Genomic DNA, 16,675 nt, shown 5'->3' with positions numbered 1-16,675 from the left:
GGGTGGCGGGATAAATGTGATCTAAATCATCATTAACCGCAATGCGTACATTTATCCAGTTTTTGGCAAATTTGTCATCTGGCGACCCTCCGCGTGAAAGCCGTATTCTTTCCTCAACGACACTACCGAATTAAGCATTGAGGAAAGCATCATGGAACTCTATCTGGACACCGCAAACGTAGCAGAAGTTGAACGCCTGGCGCGCATCTACCCGCTGGCCGGCGTGACCACCAACCCGAGCATTATCGCAGCCGGTAAAACGCCGGTTTGGGATGTTCTTCCGCGCCTGCAAAAAGCCGTCGGTCCGGAAGGTATTCTGTTCGCCCAGACCATGAGCCGCGACGCGCAGGGCATGGTGGAAGAAGCCAAACGCCTGAGTAACGCCGTCCCCGGTATCGTGGTAAAAATCCCGGTCACCGCCGAAGGCCTTGCCGCTATCAAACTGTTGAAAAAAGAAGGTATCCCCACGCTGGGTACGGCGGTATATAGCGCATCTCAGGGCCTGCTGGCCGCGCTGGCCGGGGCAAAATATGTGGCGCCGTACGTCAACCGCGTCGACGCCCAGGGCGGTGACGGCATCCGCATGGTCCAGGAGCTGCAGTCCCTGCTGGAGCTGCATGCGCCGGAAAGCAAAGTGCTGGCCGCCAGCTTTAAGACGCCGCGCCAGGCGCTGGATTGCCTGTTAGCAGGCTGCGAAGCGATCACCCTTCCGTTAGATGTAGCGCAACAAATGCTCGGTACCCCTGCGGTAGAGTCAGCTATTGAGAAGTTTGAGCAGGACTGGAATAACGCCTTTGGAACGCTAAACCTGTAACCCGATCGGCGAGCTGCCCAGGGGGGTGGCATCACGGTCATCCAGGAGGAATAGAAATGGATCGCATTATTCAATCACCCGGTAAGTACATTCAGGGCGCGGACGTCATTACCCGCCTTGGTGGATACCTCAAGCCGTTGGCAGAACGCTGGCTCATCGTGGGCGATAAATTCGTACTCGGTTTTGCCGAAGAAAAACTGCGTAAAAGCCTGGCGGATGCGGGGCTGGCTGGCGAAATCGCACCGTTTGGCGGCGAATGCTCACATAACGAAATCAACCGCTTGCGTGATATTGCCGGTTCCGCCCGCTGCACCGCCGTGCTGGGTATCGGCGGCGGCAAGACGCTGGATACCGCAAAAGCATTAGCACATTTTATGAATCTGCCGGTGGTTATTGCCCCGACGATTGCCTCCACCGACGCGCCGTGCAGCGCGCTCTCGGTCATCTATACCGATGACGGCGAGTTTGATAGCTACCTGATGCTGCCGCGCAACCCGAACATGGTCATTGTCGATACGCAAATCGTTGCAGGCGCCCCGGCGCGCCTGCTGGCAGCCGGTATCGGTGATGCGCTGGCGACCTGGTTTGAAGCGCGTGCCTGCTCCCGCAGCGGCGCGACCACCATGGCGGGCGGAAAATGCACCCAGGCGGCGCTGGCGCTGGCTGAACTGTGCTACAACACGCTGGTTGAAGAGGGCGAAAAAGCGATGCTGGCGGCGGAGCAGCACGTGGTGACGCCGGCGCTGGAACGGGTGATTGAAGCCAACACCTACCTGAGCGGCGTCGGCTTTGAAAGCGGCGGCCTGGCGGCTGCGCACGCTATCCATAACGGTCTGACCGCTATTCCGGACGCTCACCACTACTACCATGGTGAAAAAGTGGCTTTCGGTACGCTTACGCAGCTGGTACTGGAAAACGCGCCGGTGGAAGAGATCGAAACCGTAGCGGCGCTGTGCCATAGCGTCGGGCTGCCTATCACCCTGGCGCAGCTGGATATTAAAGCCGATATCCCGGGCAAAATGCGTACCGTGGCGGAAGCCGCCTGCGCGGAAGGTGAAACCATCCACAATATGCCCGGCGGCGCGACGCCGGATCAGGTCTATGCCGCGCTTCTGGTGGCCGACCAGTACGGTCAACGCTTCCTGCAAGAGTGGGAATAACCCCTCGCGACATACCCGCCAGCAGGCGGGTATGTTCTTTTCGCCCGCCATTGCCCGCCAAAACGATGTATTTTATAGTGCGATTTTCCTTTGGGTGAATCGTAGATATGCAGTCATCAAATCGAAGAATGAGCATTTACGCCATTTTGCAACAGGACAAAAAAGTCGTCGTCAATGACCTCGCCGAAAAGTTCGGCGTCACCAAAATGACCATCCGTCGCGATCTCTCTTTCTTTGAAAAACAAGGCATTGTAAAAACAACCTACGGTGGAGCCTACTTAACCCGCGGCGCCAGCGTCGAGCCCGGCTTTCAGCTGCAATCGATACTAATGGCCGATGATAAGCACCTGATTGGCCAGAAAGCCGCCGAGCAGGTTGAAGATGGAGACACGATTATTATCGACTGCGGCACCACGCCGCTGGCGCTCGCTCATTTTATTTTCGATAATAAAATCATGGTGATAACCAACTCCATTCCGGTGGTTAATCTCCTGAAAGGAAGAAAAAATATCAAGTTGATCGTCGCGCCCGGTGAATATGAAGACGCCAGCCAGGGAATGGTCTCTTTCAGTACCGCCGACTTCTTTCGTCATATCCACGCCGACAAAGTCTTCCTCAGCACTCAGGGCGTCAACGATCTTGGAGAGCTGACGGTTCCTGAAATGACCGATGCCCACGTCAAACAAGCGCTGATGCGCGCCGGGCGGCAAAAAATCCTGCTGGCGGACAGCAGTAAATTTGGTCAAACGTTCCTTGCAGGCCATGCCCGCCTGGCAGACCTTGACCTCGTTATCAGCCAGACCGGCCTCTCCCCCGATATCCTCTCTCTGATGCAAACGCAAAACGTACCGCTGCTGCTGGCGGATAGTCACCTCTGATGGCGCAGGCGCCCCGTTTTACCGCCCGTAAAGATGTTTTAAGGAAATAACCAGAACAAGCGGCGCCGAAGATGTTTTGACGCCGCAGAGAGAAGAGAAGGACGGGGAAATCTGAAGCCTGCTTACGCCGGGCGCACGCCTAAAGTGTGGCAAATCGCGTAGCTCATTTCCGCGCGGTTCAGGGTATAGAAATGGAAATCCTTCACCCCTTCGCGGCTGAGAATCTTCACCATATCCATGGCGATGTTCGCCCCCACCAGCTGGCGGGTTTCGGCGTCATTGTCCAGACCTTCGAACATTTTCGCCATCCACGTCGGGATACGCACGTTGGTCATATCGGCAAATTTTTTCGCCTGCCTGAAGTTAGAGACCGGCAGAATGCCCGGAATAATTTCGACGTCGATACCCGCAGAGACGCAGCGGTCGCGAAAACGCAGGTAGCTTTCAACATCAAAGAAAAACTGGGTAATCGCGCGATTTGCTCCGGCCTCGACCTTACGTTTCAGGTTAAGCAGATCGGCCTGCGCGCTTTTGGCTTCCGGATGGACTTCCGGATAAGCCGCAACGGAAATATCAAAGTCCCCGACCTCTTTCAGCAGAGTCACCAGGTCGGCCGCGTACATATCCGGCTTACCGCTGCCAGGCGGCAGGTCGCCACGCAGCGCAACGATATGGCGAATCCCGCTATCCCAGTAATCTTTAGCAATGGTACGCAGCTCATCGCGGCTGGCATCGATACAGGTCAGATGCGGGGCGGCTTCCAGACCGGTACGCTCTTTAATACCTTTGATAATGCTATGGGTGCGGTCACGTTCACCGGAGTTAGCGCCGTAGGTCACGGAGACAAACTTCGGCTTCAGGCTGCTCAGGCGATCGATGGATTTCCAGAGGGTTTGCTCCATTTCACTGGTGCGCGGCGGAAAGAATTCAAAGGAGACGTTAATCTGGCCCTGCACTTCCGCCAGGCTCTGATTCAGGGCTTCCCGCTGATTGGCGTGAAAAAAGCTCATACCTTACCTCATCAATCGCATTTTATTGTTTGTTGTGTCGCGAACTTCTATACGTTTAGACGTCCAGATGTAAAAATGACGGAAAAGGGCATCCGCGTCAATAGAAAAATCAGCGTAAACAGTGAGGAATATTCAGCCAGGATGAAATCAATTCATCTCTTTTTCGCTAAGGCAATGATTTTTCAACGACTGCTGTTACCCTTTCCCGGACCCTCTCATTTGCGGGCAGCGTCACCATTCCCAGCCTAAGCGGAAGCTGCTGGCTGGCATCCTGCAAAGGACAAAAGACGACCCCCTGCCGCTGAATCGCGGAAAAAGAGGCCGGCAGGAGGATCAGGCCTTCTCCGCGCGCAATCCGCGCCAGCAGAACATCATGCTCGGCAGGCTCCTCCACGTAGGTGGGCACATAGCCTGCCCGGTCAAAAATACGTCGCGTATAGTCAAAAAAATCGGGATTACGCTCGCGTTTAAACCAGAACAGCGGCCGATGATTGAGTGCGCTTAACGTCAGCTCCGCCCTGGCGGCCTCCGGCCAGGATGCGGGTAGCGCCGCGATAAGCGGCTCGCCATACGGCAACGGATGCAGGTGAAGCCCCTCGGTATTCAGCGGCAGCGCCACCAGCGCCGCATCCAGCTTGCCCTTTCGCACTAGTTGGGCCAACGCCGGTGATGACTGACGAGTGATGTGCAATGCGCCGGTGTACTCACCCAGAGCGGATTCCGCGGCGGCGAAAATGCCTTGCTCAAAGGCGGTGGTCAACCCCAGACGCAGAGGCTGCTGCGCGGGCGCAGAGAGCTGGCTCAACGCCGCCAGGGTGCGATCCTGAAGCGCCAGCAGAGGCCGAATGATATCCAGCACCCGTCTTCCCTCGTCGGTAAGGATCAGACCTTTGGTATGCCGCAAGAATAGCGTTACCCCCAGCTGCGTTTCCAGATGGCGAATATGACGGCTCAGCGGCGGCTGCGAAATAAATAGCCGCTGCGCGGCCCGGCTGATGTTATTTTCCTCCGCCACCACCGCAAAGTAGCGCAGCAGGCGAATATCCAGAGTGTGTAAACGTGAATTTGTCATACTGAAAAGGTATCACGAAAAGGGTATTACTCAAGTCAGGAAAACTTCCCTAACCTTCCTCATTACGCATCATCACACTGAGGAAAAGCCATGACCAGCGAACGTTATACCATCGGACGAGAAATGCTACAGCGCGTGGACGGCAGAGGCGGCGACGCCGTCGTCAACAGCCTGAAGGATATCGCCCCCGATTTTGCCCGCTATCTGATTGAGTTCCCCTTCGGCGATATTTACGCCAGGCCAGGGCTCGATTTACGCAGCCGTGAAATTGCCACTATCGCCGCGCTCACGGCGCTCGGTAACGCCGCGCCGCAGCTAAAAGTGCATATTGCCGCCGGGTTAAATGTCGGGCTGACGCAGGAAGAGATTACGGAAGCGATCATGCAGATGGCGGTCTATGCCGGATTCCCGGCGGCCCTGAATGGCCTGTTTGCCGCCAAAGAAGTTTTCGCGGCGCACTAAGGTGAAAAGACCAGGCGTTGCCTGGTCTTTAATTTATGGCTACAGCAGCTGCGCCAGACGGTTGATATCCGACTGAATCGCCCCGGCGGTCACATCACGACCAGCGCCCGGACCGCGGATCACCAGCGGGTTATCGCGATACCAGCGGCTCTCGATAGCAAAGACGTTATCACACGGCAGCAGCGCCGCCAGCGGATGCTCTTCGCGCACCGCTTCAACGCCGACGCGGGCTTTACCGTTAGCGTCAAAGCGCGCGACGTAGCGCAGCACCAGACCCATTTCGCGCGCCGCTTCCAGACGCTGCAGCATCTGCTCGTTCAGCGCTTCGCCGTTCTCAAAGAAGTGATCGACCGACCCCTCTTCGCAGTGGGCGGGCACCAGCGACTCAACGCGCACCTGATCCGGCTCGATGTTGTAACCCGCCTCACGGGCCAGGATCACCAGCTTGCGCATGACGTCTTTCCCGGAGAGATCGACGCGCGGGTCCGGTTCCGTCAGCCCCTGCTGCCAGGCCTGATCGACGAGGTCTGTAAACGGCACGGTGCCGTCAAACTGCAGGAACAGCCATGAGAGGGTGCCGGAGAAAATACCGCTCAGCGCCAGAATGGTATCGCCGCTATCAATCAAATCGCGCACCGTATGGTTGACCGGTAAACCGGCGCCGACGGTGGCGTTGTACAGCCAGTGGCGCCCGGTCTTCTCGAACGCGTCGTGGATCTGGCGATACTTACTGCTGCTGCTGGCGCCAGCCAGCTTATTCGCGCTGATAACGTGGAAACCATGGCTGGCGAAATCGAGGTACTGGTCGGCCAGCTGCGCGCTGGCGGTTACGTCCAGCACCACTAAATCATCGTACGGATGCGCGCGCATCCACAGGAACAGCGACTCTTCATCCTGCTCAACGGCCTCATCATTAAAGAAAGCCAGCGCGCGACTGGCGTCAAGGCCTTCGTAATTAAGCAGGCTACGGCGACTATCCACGACCCCGGCAAGGATGAATTCAAACCCGGTGCGGGCGGAAAGCGTGGTCTGCTCGCGAGCGAACAGCTCCAGCCAGCGGGACCCGATATTACCTTTGCCAAACAGCACCAGGCCAATGCGTTTTTCCGCGCGGAACAACGACTGATGCAGCCCCTGAATAAGGCTTTCCGTCGGCCCGGCGCGCAGCACCGCGACCAGGCTGATGCCCTCTTCTGATTGCCAGGTAAACTCTACCGGCTGACCTTTCAGCTGCTGCCAGAAACGGTGGCAGTGCAGCGGATTGCGGGTCACGCCAGCGCCAACCATCGCCACCAGCGCCAGTTTCTGACGCAGGCGCAGCTCGCCCGGCAGCCCCGCTTCGTCCAGCAGCTTCAGCGCGCCGTCGGCCACTTCAGAGGTGTAGCAGAACTGCAGCAGCTTACGGTCGGCGTGTACGCCAACCGCCAGCGGACGCAGCTGGGCGCGTTTTAAAATAGCGTCCAGCTCCTTATGCGCCAGTTTGAAATCCTGGCCGCCGGGTACCTGGAACTCAATCAGGCAGACATCATCATGGCTGGTCACGATACGCGCCCCGGTACCGGAAGCCAGCACGCGTTCGATGCGCGTTGAGCCCTGATCCGGGGTGTAGCTACAGCGTAATTGTAAATCGATATCGCTGCCGGAGACCGGCTGCAGCGTACGGGCATGCAGCACCGGCGCCGCCAGGCGGGCCAGTTCGCTGGCCTCATCCAGGCGCAGCAGCGGCAGCAGGCAGGCGTCTTTCACTTTACGCGGATCCGCGCTGTAGACCCCGGCCACGTCGCTCCAGATAGTGACGCGAGACGCCCCGGCCAGGGCGCCGATTTGGGTAGCGGAATAGTCGGAACCGTTACGCCCCAGCAGGACGGTTTCCCCGGCGTTGTTACGCGAAATAAAGCCGGTCACCACCAGCCGCTTGTTCGGGTGCTGCGCTATCAGCTGCTGCAAAAGCGGATAGGATAAGCCTTCATCCACCTGCGGCTGCGCGGAGCGCTCGGCGCGCAGGAAGCTACGCGCATCCAGCCAGGCGGCTTCTACGCCAAGATGGTTCAGCACCGCCGCCATCAGGCGGGCCGACCAGACTTCGCCGTGACCGACGACTTCGGCGTATACCGCGTCGGTGACGCCGCCGTCAAGCAGCCCGGCAAGGCGCTCAAGATCCTGAATAAAGATGGCAATCAGCGTGTCGGCAGCGTCTGGTGACAGCAGTCCGGAGATGAGCTCCATCTGATAACGACGGAGCGATTGTTGCACCTGATGCGCAGAAAGGCGATCGGTCTGGCTGAGCTTCAGCCAGCTGATCAACTGGTTGGTGGTACTGCCGGCGGCAGAGACGACCATCATGTCGCCCGCCTGCGAATACTCCGTCATAATACCCGCGACGCGCAGGTAACATTTCGCATCCGCTAAACTACTCCCACCAAATTTGTGCAGCTGACGACCCTTCGCCCCTGCCTGCGCAATCACACTCATGTTTATTCCTCGTTTGCTGCCCGGAAGCCATTTTCCAGGTCGGCAATTAAATCTTCACCATCTTCAATACCGGTCGAAATACGCAGAAGCGTTTCTGAGATCCCGGCGGCCGCACGCGCCTCAGGCGCCATGCCCGCATGGGTCATCGTCGCTGCGTGGGAAATCAGACTTTCCACGCCGCCCAGCGATTCCGCCAGCGTAAACAGCGATAACCCGCTCAGGAAACGACGCAGCGTCTGCTCATCGCCATCCAGTTCGAAGCTTAACATCGCCCCAAAACCTTTTTGCTGACGCGCCGCAATCTCATGCCCCTGGTTTTCCGGCAGGGACGGATGGTACAGTTTTTTCACCAGCGGCTGGGATTTCAGATAGTCGACAATCGCCAGCGCGTTACGCTGCGCCACTTCCATACGCGGAGAGAGCGTACGTAAGCCGCGCAGCAGCAGATAGCTATCAAACGCTCCGCCGGTAACGCCGATATTATTCGCCCACCATGCCAGTTCGGTGACGGTCGCCGGATCTTTAGCGATCACCACCCCGGCCACGACGTCAGAGTGGCCGTTCAAATATTTAGTGCACGAATGCAACACCAGATCGGCGCCGAGCGCCAGCGGATTCTGCAAAGCCGGGCTCAGGAAGGTGTTATCAACCACGCTGACCGCTCCGGCCTCACGCGCCAGACCGCAGATTTTCGCAATATCCACAACTCTCAGCAATGGATTACTTGGGCTTTCGACCAGAACCAGCTTCGGTTTTTCCGCCAGCGCGGCGCTCAGCGCCTGCTCGTCGTTTTGATCGACAAACAGCACGCGATAGCAGCCGCGCTTCGCCAGGCTGTCAAACAGGCGGTAGCTGCCGCCGTAGCAGTCGTGCGGCGCCACCAGCAGATCGCCCGGTTTCAGGAATACGGTGGTGACCAGCAAAATGGCCGACATGCCGGTATTGGTCAGAACCGCCCCCGCGCCGCCCTCCAGCTCCGCCAGCGCACGCTGCACCACATCACGGGTCGGGTTACCGCGACGAGAGTAGTCGTGGGCGCGAGGTTCGTTAAATCCGGTGAAATTATAGGTGCTGGAGAGATGAATGGGCGGGACAACGCAACCGTACTGCTCGTCGTCATTTAAACCGCTACGCACTGCGATGGTGGCCTGTTTACGCGTCATGTTGGGGAGTTCCTGGGCTGAGTCGGTGAAAAGTCAGGCTCCAGAGTAATCATTGTTATAATAGACGTCAATACATCTGGACATCTAAACTTCTTTGCGTATAGATTGAGCAAACTGGAAATAGCCGTTAAAATTATATGCATTAGCGCACATCCGTAGCGGCTTGTTTGGTGTCAGACGCGCCCCTCTACGGTAAACTACGCGCAATTATGGCCAGGACTCGCGTTCAGGCCCTTAACTAATGAATAGAGGATTAAAGGTAACTCATGGCTGAATGGAGCGGCGAATATATCAGCCCATACGCTGAGCACGGTAAGAAGAGTGAGCAAGTAAAAAAAATTACGGTTTCCATTCCTCTGAAGGTGTTAAAAATCCTCACCGATGAACGCACGCGTCGTCAGGTGAATAACCTGCGGCACGCGACTAACAGCGAACTGCTGTGCGAAGCGTTCCTGCATGCCTTTACCGGTCAACCGTTGCCTAACGATGAAGACCTGCGTAAAGAGCGCAGCGATGAAATCCCGGAAGCGGCGAAAGAGATTATGCGCGAACTGGGCATCGACCCGGATACGTGGGAATACTAAAACCATAAAAAAGGGCAGAAGATTTCTTCTGCCCTTTTTTCTCGCGTTTAGCGCAAGAGAAACAAAAAAGCCGCCCTGAGGCGGCTTCTTCAGCAAATTACTTGCTGGTACCCGGTACGCTGAAGCGCTTGTTGAAGCGGTCAACACGGCCACCGGTAGCAACATCACGCTGTTTGCCAGTGTAGAACGGGTGGCATTTACCGCACACGTCGAGGTTCAGGTCGTGACCTACGGTAGAACGGATTTTCATGACGTTACCGCAAGAGCAGGAAGCAGTAACTTCTTCGTATTTCGGATGAATATCTTTTTTCATGGGAGAACCTCAGTTAAGGCCGCGTCGCTCTTCCAGCCCTAACGCCAGACACCACGCGATGTTAATAATTTCCCGGTGCGATTGCGCGAAGCGAAATTCCCGGGTAATAGATTTTGATGTCGCACAAAGCGCATCAAAGGCGGCGAATCATACAGAATTTGACCAGCATATGCAAACTGATCCGCGAGCCCTTATCACAATGTGTATACTAACCCGCCAGATTTCAAGTCAGGAAGATTAAATGCCCGTCGCTCACGTTGCCCTGCCCGTTCCGCTGCCCCGCACTTTTGACTATTTGCTGCCTGACGGTATGCCGGTCAAAGCGGGCTGTCGCGTACGCGTCCCGTTCGGCAAGCAGGAGCGGATAGGTATCGTAACGGCGGTCAGTGAGCGCAGCGAACTGCCGCTCGACGAACTCAAGCCGGTGGCCGAAGCCCTCGACGCCGAGCCGGTCTTCTCCGCTTCGGTCTGGCGGCTGCTGCTGTGGGCGGCGGACTACTACCATCATCCCATCGGCGATGTGCTGTTTCACGCGCTACCGATCGTGCTGCGCCAGGGGAAGCCCGCCAGCGCGGCGCCAATGTGGTACTGGTTTGCCACCGAACAGGGGCAAGCGGTTGATATCAACAGCCTTAAGCGCTCACCGAAACAGCAGCAGGCGCTGGCGGCGCTGCGTCAGGGCAAGATCTGGCGCCATCAGGTTGCCGAACTCGAATTTAACGACGCCGCCCTGCAGGCGCTGCGGGGTAAAGGCCTGGCCGAACTCGCCAGCGAAGCGCCCGCGATCGCCGACTGGCGCACGGGCTTCTCGGTACCCGGCGAGCGCCTGCGGCTCAATACCGAACAGGCCACCGCCGTGGGTGCGATTCACAGCGCCTCGGACAGCTTTTCCGCCTGGCTGCTGGCCGGGATCACCGGCTCGGGCAAAACGGAAGTGTATCTGAGCGTCCTTGAAAACGTACTGGCGCAGGGGCGCCAGGCGCTGGTGATGGTGCCGGAGATCGGCCTGACGCCGCAGACTATCGCCCGTTTCCGCCACCGCTTTAGCGCCCCGGTGGAAGTGCTGCACTCCGGACTGAACGACAGCGAACGCCTCTCCGCGTGGCTAAAAGCCAAAAACGGCGAAGCGGCGATTGTTATCGGTACCCGCTCGTCGCTATTTACCCCTTTTAAAGACCTCGGGGTCATCGTCATCGATGAAGAGCACGACAGCTCTTATAAACAGCAGGAAGGCTGGCGCTATCACGCCCGCGATCTGGCGGTCTGGCGCGCCCACAGCGAACAGATTCCAATTATCCTCGGCTCGGCGACCCCGGCGCTGGAGACGCTTCATAACGTCCGCCAGGGCAAGTATCGCCAGCTGAAGCTCACCAAACGAGCGGGCAATGCGCGGCCGGCTCAGCAGCACGTTCTGGATTTAAAGGGCCAGCAGCTGCAGGCCGGACTGTCTCCGGCGCTCATTGGCCGCATGCGCCAGCATCTGCAGGCCGATAACCAGGTGATTCTGTTTTTGAACCGCCGCGGCTTCGCGCCGGCGCTGCTGTGCCACGACTGCGGCTGGATAGCGGAGTGTCCGCGCTGCGACAGCTACTACACGCTGCACCAGGCTCAGCATCATCTGCGCTGCCACCACTGCGACAGCCAGCGCCCGATTCCGCGCCAGTGCCCCTCCTGCGGCTCAACGCATCTGGTACCGGTAGGTTTGGGGACCGAACAGCTTGAGCAGGCGCTGGGACCGCTGTTTCCCGATATCCCGATTTCCCGTATCGACCGGGATACCACCAGCCGCAAAGGCGCGCTTGAGCAATATCTTGCCGACGTCAATCGCGGCGGCGCGCGCATTCTTATCGGCACCCAAATGCTGGCGAAGGGGCACCACTTCCCGGATGTCACCCTGGTTTCCCTGCTGGACGTTGACGGCGCGCTGTTTTCCGCCGATTTCCGCTCGGCGGAGCGCTTCGCTCAGCTCTACACGCAGGTTTCAGGCCGCGCAGGCCGGGCGGGCAAACAGGGCGAGGTGATCCTGCAGACCCACCACCCGGAACACCCGCTGCTGCAAACGCTGCTTTATAAAGGATACGACGCGTTTGCCGAGCAGGCGCTGGCGGAACGGCAAAGCATGCAGCTGCCGCCGTGGACCAGCCACGTGCTGATTCGCGCCGAGGATCATAACAACCAGCAGGCGCCGCTTTTTTTACAACAGCTGCGCAACCTGCTGCAGGCCAGCCCGCTGGCCGATAAGAAACTGTGGGTGCTTGGGCCGGTTCCGGCGCTGGCGCCAAAGCGTGGCGGCCGCTGGCGCTGGCAAATTCTCCTCCAGCATCCGTCGCGCGTTCAGCTACAGCATATCGTCAGCGGAACGCTGGCGTTGATTAACACGCTGCCGGAAGCGCGAAAAGTGAAATGGGTTCTGGACGTCGATCCTATTGAAGGTTAAGGCTTCTCTTGCGAGGCGGATCGAAAAATTCAACCATCGTCACGTTTTTCATGAAAATTCTGTAACTCTCTGGATGTACTATCTGTTAAAAATGTTGCTGATGTCAGAACGCCAGGGATGTGTCTGCGCCAGTCAGCGAGGAGAAATCAGGTGAAGCCCAAAAAACAGGTCGTTGCCGCCACTATGAAAGACGTTGCCCAAAAGGCAAACGTTTCCACGGCAACCGTATCCAGAGCGTTAATGAATCCCGATAAGGTTTCGCAGAGCACCCGTAACCGGGTCGAGCAGGCCGCGCTGGAAGTCGGCTATTTACCGCAATCGCTCGGGCGCAATATGAAGCGCAACGAGTCACGCACCATTCTGGTGATTGTGCCGGATATCTGCGACCCCTTTTTCAGCGAGATCATTCGCGGTATTGAAGTCACCGCGGCGGAACAGGAGTACCTGGTGCTGATTGGCGATTGCGCCCACCAGAACCGTCAGGAAAAGACCTTTATCGACCTGATCATTACCAAGCAGATCGACGGTATGCTGCTGCTTGGCTCCCGTTTGCCCTTCGATGCGGGCGTAGAGGAGCAGCGCAATCTGCCGCCGATGGTCATGGCCAATGAATTCGCTCCCGAGCTTGAGCTGCCGACGGTGCATATCGATAACCTCACCGCCGCCTTTAACGCCGTTAACTATCTGCACGAGCTGGGGCATCGCCGCATCGGCTGTATCGCCGGCCCGGAAGAGATGCCGCTGTGCCATTATCGCCTGCAGGGCTATGTCCAGGCGCTGCGTCGTAGCGGGATAACCGTCGATCCGCACTATATCGCCCGCGGCAATTTTACCTATGAAGCCGGCGCCAACGCCCTCGAACAGCTGCTGGCGCTGCCGGTACCGCCGACGGCTGTTTTCTGCCATAGCGATATTATGGCGCTGGGGGCATTATCGCTGGCGAAACGTCGCGGCCTGAAAGTTCCTGAAGATCTGTCTATTATTGGTTTCGATAACATCTCTTTGTCTGAATTTTGCGATCCGCCATTGACGACCGTCGCGCAACCACGTTTTGATATTGGCCGCGAAGCGATGCTGCTTTTATTGGATCAACTGCACGGTCACAGCGTCAGCAGCGGTTCACGATTACTCGACTGCGAGCTTATCGTTCGCGGTAGTACGCGAAAAATCCGAACATAACCTTCAGGCTTTCGGGCCTGCCCTTCTGGTCAAAGGCCCGCCGCTTAAGTAACATGGCGGGCTGAAAAACGAATAAGACAGCGAAACGATAGTGGCACAACGAGATTATGTACGCCGCAGCCAACCGGCTTCTTCGCGGCGCAAAAAGAGCAATACCCGAAGCTCAAGGAACAAGCAAGGCGGCCTTTCGGCGGTTTCACCGACTATGGTGGCGATCGCTGCGGCAGTGCTGGTGGCCTTTATCGGTGGACTGTACTTCATCACGCACCACAAGAAAGAAGAGGCTGAAGCGCTGCAAAACCGCCAGGCCGCTGGCAACGGCCTCCCGCCGAAGCCGGAAGAGCGCTGGCGCTATATTAAAGAGCTGGAGAGCCGTCAGCCCGGCGTACGTGCGCCTACGGAACCCACGGCAGGCGGCGAAGTCATGAAGCCGGAGCAGCTGACGGACGAGCAGCGCCAGCTGTTGGCGCAAATGCAGGCCGATATGCGTCAGCAGCCTACGCAGCTGACCGAAGTGCCGTGGAATGAACAAACCCCGGCGCAGCGCCAGCAGACCCTGCAGCGTCAGCGTTTAGTTCAGCAGCAGCAGCAGCTCGCTCAGGTGCAGCAGCAGACACAGACGCAGGTACAGCAACCGCGAACCCAGCCGCGGGCCGTCGAGCAGCCGAAACCGGTGCAGCAGCCGCCGAAGCAAACGGCGTCGAACCAGCAGCCGTATCAGGATCTGCTGCAAACGCCGGCGCATACCAGTACCGCGCAGCCTAAAACCCAGGCCGCCGCGCCGGTAACCCGCGTTGAAGAGGCGCCAAAAACCGCCGCCGCGGAGAAAAAAGACGATCGCAGCTGGATGATCCAGTGCGGCTCCTTCAAAGGCGCTGAGCAGGCGGAAACCGTGCGCGCGCAGCTGGCGTTTGAAGGTTTCGCCTCGCACATCACCACCAATAACGGCTGGAACCGCGTGGTGATTGGGCCGCTGAAAGGCAAAGAAAACGCCAGCAATATGATTGAACGGCTGAAAATGGCCGGACACGCAAACTGCATTCGTCTCGCCGCCAGGGGTTGAAACCCTCAAAATCCCCCCCATCTATAATTGCATTCTGCCCCGCGTAACCGCGGGGCCCCTATTCCGCTTTTGCAACCAAGGGGTCTGCTCGTGACTACAATTGTAAGTGTTCGCCGTAACGGCCATGTCGTTATTGCCGGTGATGGCCAGGCCACGCTGGGCAACACCGTAATGAAAGGCAACGTCAAAAAAGTGCGCCGCCTGTACAACGACAAAGTGATCGCCGGCTTTGCGGGCGGCACCGCTGACGCCTTCACGCTGTTCGAACTGTTTGAACGTAAGCTGGAAATGCATCAGGGCCACCTGGTGAAGGCCGCCGTTGAGCTGGCGAAAGACTGGCGTACCGACCGCATGCTGCGCAAGCTGGAAGCGCTGCTGGCCGTGGCTGACGAAAACGCATCGCTTATCATCACCGGTAACGGTGACGTGGTGCAGCCAGAAAACGATTTGATTGCTATCGGCTCCGGCGGTCCTTACGCCCAGGCCGCGGCTCGCGCCCTGCTGGAAAATACCGATATGGGCGCACGCGATATCGCAGAGAAAGCGTTGAATATTGCAGGTGATATCTGCATTTATACCAACCACTTCCATACCATCGAAGAATTACCGTCTAAAGCGTAAGGATCTCCCATGTCTGAAATGACCCCACGCGAAATTGTCAGCGAACTGGACAAACACATTATCGGCCAGGACGCAGCCAAGCGCTCCGTCGCCATCGCTCTGCGTAACCGCTGGCGTCGTATGCAGCTCAACGAAGAGCTGCGTCACGAAGTCACGCCCAAAAACATTCTGATGATCGGCCCGACCGGCGTCGGTAAAACGGAAATCGCCCGTCGTCTGGCAAAGCTTGCCAACGCGCCGTTCATCAAAGTTGAAGCGACGAAATTCACCGAAGTGGGCTATGTTGGTAAAGAAGTGGACTCCATCATCCGCGATCTGACCGATGCGGCGATCAAAATGGTGCGCATGCAGTCCATCGACAAAAACCGCTATCGTGCGGAAGAACTGGCGGAAGAGCGCATCCTTGACGTGCTGATCCCGCCGGCGAAAAACAACTGGGGCCAGGCTGAACAGCCTCAGGAACCGTCCGCCGCGCGTCAGTCTTTCCGTAAAAAACTGCGCGAAGGGCAGCTCGATGATAAAGAGATTGAGATCGATCTCGCTGCTGCGCCGATGGGCGTTGAAATCATGTCCCCTCCGGGCATGGAAGAGATGACCAGCCAGCTGCAGTCCATGTTCCAGAACCTGGGCGGCCAGAAGCAAAAACCGCGTAAGCTGAAAATTAAAGACGCGATGAAGCTGCTGATTGAAGAAGAAGCGGCGAAGCTGGTCAACCCGGAAGAGCTGAAGCAGGATGCCATCGACGCCGTTGAGCAGCACGGTATCGTGTTTATCGACGAAATCGATAAAATCTGTAAGCGCGGCGGCAACTCCTCCGGCCCGGACGTATCCCGCGAAGGCGTACAGCGCGATCTGCTGCCGCTGGTTGAAGGCTGCACCGTCTCCACCAAGCACGGCATGGTGAAAACCGATCATATTCTGTTTATCGCTTCCGGCGCGTTCCAGGTGGCCAGCCCGTCTGACTTAATCCCGGAGCTGCAGGGTCGTCTGCCGATTCGCGTTGAGCTGAAAGCGCTGACCACCCACGACTTCGAGCGCATCCTGACCGAGCCGAACGCGTCCATCACCGTGCAGTATAAAGCGCTGATGGCCACCGAAGGCGTCAATATCGAGTTCACGGAAGATGGCATCAAGCGTATCGCTCAGGCCGCGTGGCAGGTCAACGAGACCACCGAGAACATCGGTGCGCGTCGTCTGCATACCGTACTGGAGCGTCTGATCGAAGACATCTCCTACGATGCCAGCGAAATGAATGGCCAAACCGTCACCATCGATGCGGAATATGTCGGTAAGCATCTGGATGTTCTGGTGGCAGATGAAGATCTGAGCCGTTTTATCTTATAATCCGGTTCAATATATTTTCATCACTATAGATGGGGCTATAGATACCCTAAATAATTCGAGTTGTGGAAAGGCAGCCGCTGGCTGATGGCCCTCATTTATCCCG

General features: G+C 57.7%; 15 protein-coding genes. 10 read left to right on the top strand and 5 right to left on the bottom strand.

All coding sequences use genetic code 11. From position 1 onward, the window contains the following. The first annotated feature begins 151 nt into the window (after positions 1–151). The 3 genes from fsa (at position 152) to ABLV30_RS17725 (ending at position 2,852) form a co-directional block, all read left to right on the top strand. Positions 152–814: a fructose-6-phosphate aldolase gene (gene fsa, locus ABLV30_RS17735; RefSeq protein WP_004107558.1), complete on the top strand. Its 663-nt coding sequence runs from the start codon at positions 152–154 to the stop codon at positions 812–814. 56 nt (positions 815–870) lie between these two features. Next, the gene (locus tag ABLV30_RS17730; protein WP_049079005.1) at positions 871–1,974 is read left to right on the top strand and encodes a glycerol dehydrogenase; all 1,104 of its coding nucleotides are present in this window, start codon (positions 871–873) and stop codon (positions 1,972–1,974) included. Positions 1,975–2,102: 128 nt separating this feature from the next. Next, on the top strand, positions 2,103–2,852 hold the full coding sequence (locus tag ABLV30_RS17725; protein ID WP_265801927.1) for a DeoR/GlpR family DNA-binding transcription regulator: 750 nt from the start codon (positions 2,103–2,105) through the stop codon (positions 2,850–2,852). A gap of 122 nt (positions 2,853–2,974) precedes the next feature. Here the strand turns inward: ABLV30_RS17725 and metF are convergent, their stop codons facing one another. Together metF and ABLV30_RS17715 are read right to left on the bottom strand one after the other, a co-directional pair. After that, positions 2,975–3,862, bottom strand: coding sequence for a methylenetetrahydrofolate reductase (gene metF, locus ABLV30_RS17720; RefSeq protein ID WP_004856019.1), 888 nt, complete (start codon positions 3,860–3,862; stop codon positions 2,975–2,977). A gap of 166 nt (positions 3,863–4,028) precedes the next feature. Continuing rightward, entirely contained in the window at positions 4,029–4,934 is a 906-nt protein-coding gene (locus ABLV30_RS17715) for a LysR family transcriptional regulator (protein ID WP_257198164.1), read from the bottom strand. Positions 4,935–5,024: 90 nt separating this feature from the next. Between ABLV30_RS17715 and ABLV30_RS17710 the strand changes: the two genes are divergently transcribed. Then, positions 5,025–5,396: a carboxymuconolactone decarboxylase family protein gene (locus ABLV30_RS17710; RefSeq protein WP_257198163.1), complete on the top strand. Its 372-nt coding sequence runs from the start codon at positions 5,025–5,027 to the stop codon at positions 5,394–5,396. Between the two features lie 39 nt (positions 5,397–5,435). Here ABLV30_RS17710 and ABLV30_RS17705 read toward each other — a convergent pair whose 3' ends face one another. Together ABLV30_RS17705 and metB are read right to left on the bottom strand one after the other, a co-directional pair. Next, a complete protein-coding gene (locus ABLV30_RS17705; protein WP_032693282.1) occupies positions 5,436–7,868 on the bottom strand; it encodes a bifunctional aspartate kinase/homoserine dehydrogenase II in 2,433 nt (810 codons plus the stop codon). Between the two features lie 2 nt (positions 7,869–7,870). Continuing rightward, entirely contained in the window at positions 7,871–9,031 is a 1,161-nt protein-coding gene (gene metB, locus ABLV30_RS17700; protein ID WP_014227429.1) for a cystathionine gamma-synthase, read from the bottom strand. Between the two features lie 266 nt (positions 9,032–9,297). Here metB and metJ point away from each other — a divergent pair, with 266 nt between their 5' ends. Continuing rightward, on the top strand, positions 9,298–9,615 hold the full coding sequence (metJ, locus tag ABLV30_RS17695; protein ID WP_004107547.1) for a met regulon transcriptional regulator MetJ: 318 nt from the start codon (positions 9,298–9,300) through the stop codon (positions 9,613–9,615). 97 nt (positions 9,616–9,712) lie between these two features. Here metJ and rpmE read toward each other — a convergent pair whose 3' ends face one another. Continuing rightward, a complete protein-coding gene (rpmE, locus tag ABLV30_RS17690) occupies positions 9,713–9,928 on the bottom strand; it encodes a 50S ribosomal protein L31 (RefSeq protein ID WP_004107543.1) in 216 nt (71 codons plus the stop codon). A 241-nt stretch (positions 9,929–10,169) separates the two neighbouring features. On the opposite strand from rpmE, the gene priA reads away from it, so the two are divergent. The 5 genes from priA (at position 10,170) to hslU (ending at position 16,572) form a co-directional block, all read left to right on the top strand. Beyond that, entirely contained in the window at positions 10,170–12,365 is a 2,196-nt protein-coding gene (gene priA, locus ABLV30_RS17685; RefSeq protein WP_046877868.1) for a primosomal protein N', read from the top strand. 150 nt (positions 12,366–12,515) lie between these two features. Next, positions 12,516–13,544, top strand: coding sequence for a DNA-binding transcriptional regulator CytR (cytR, locus tag ABLV30_RS17680; RefSeq protein WP_004856005.1), 1,029 nt, complete (start codon positions 12,516–12,518; stop codon positions 13,542–13,544). Between the two features lie 91 nt (positions 13,545–13,635). Beyond that, a complete protein-coding gene (gene ftsN / locus ABLV30_RS17675) occupies positions 13,636–14,607 on the top strand; it encodes a cell division protein FtsN (protein WP_072057170.1) in 972 nt (323 codons plus the stop codon). Between the two features lie 90 nt (positions 14,608–14,697). Next, on the top strand, positions 14,698–15,228 hold the full coding sequence (hslV, locus tag ABLV30_RS17670; protein WP_004107530.1) for an ATP-dependent protease subunit HslV: 531 nt from the start codon (positions 14,698–14,700) through the stop codon (positions 15,226–15,228). A 9-nt stretch (positions 15,229–15,237) separates the two neighbouring features. Continuing rightward, positions 15,238–16,572 carry an HslU--HslV peptidase ATPase subunit gene (hslU, locus tag ABLV30_RS17665; RefSeq protein ID WP_004127247.1) on the top strand — a complete coding sequence of 445 codons (1,335 nt, stop codon included), beginning with the start codon at positions 15,238–15,240 and terminating at the stop codon, positions 16,570–16,572. Positions 16,573–16,675: the final 103 nt, after the last annotated feature.

It is taken from the genome of Klebsiella sp. CN_Kp113 (genome assembly GCF_040064585.1).
Lineage (GTDB): Bacteria > Pseudomonadota > Gammaproteobacteria > Enterobacterales > Enterobacteriaceae > Klebsiella > Klebsiella michiganensis.
Note: the sequence above shows the minus strand (reverse complement) of the source record. Positions and strands in the feature narration are given on the sequence as shown.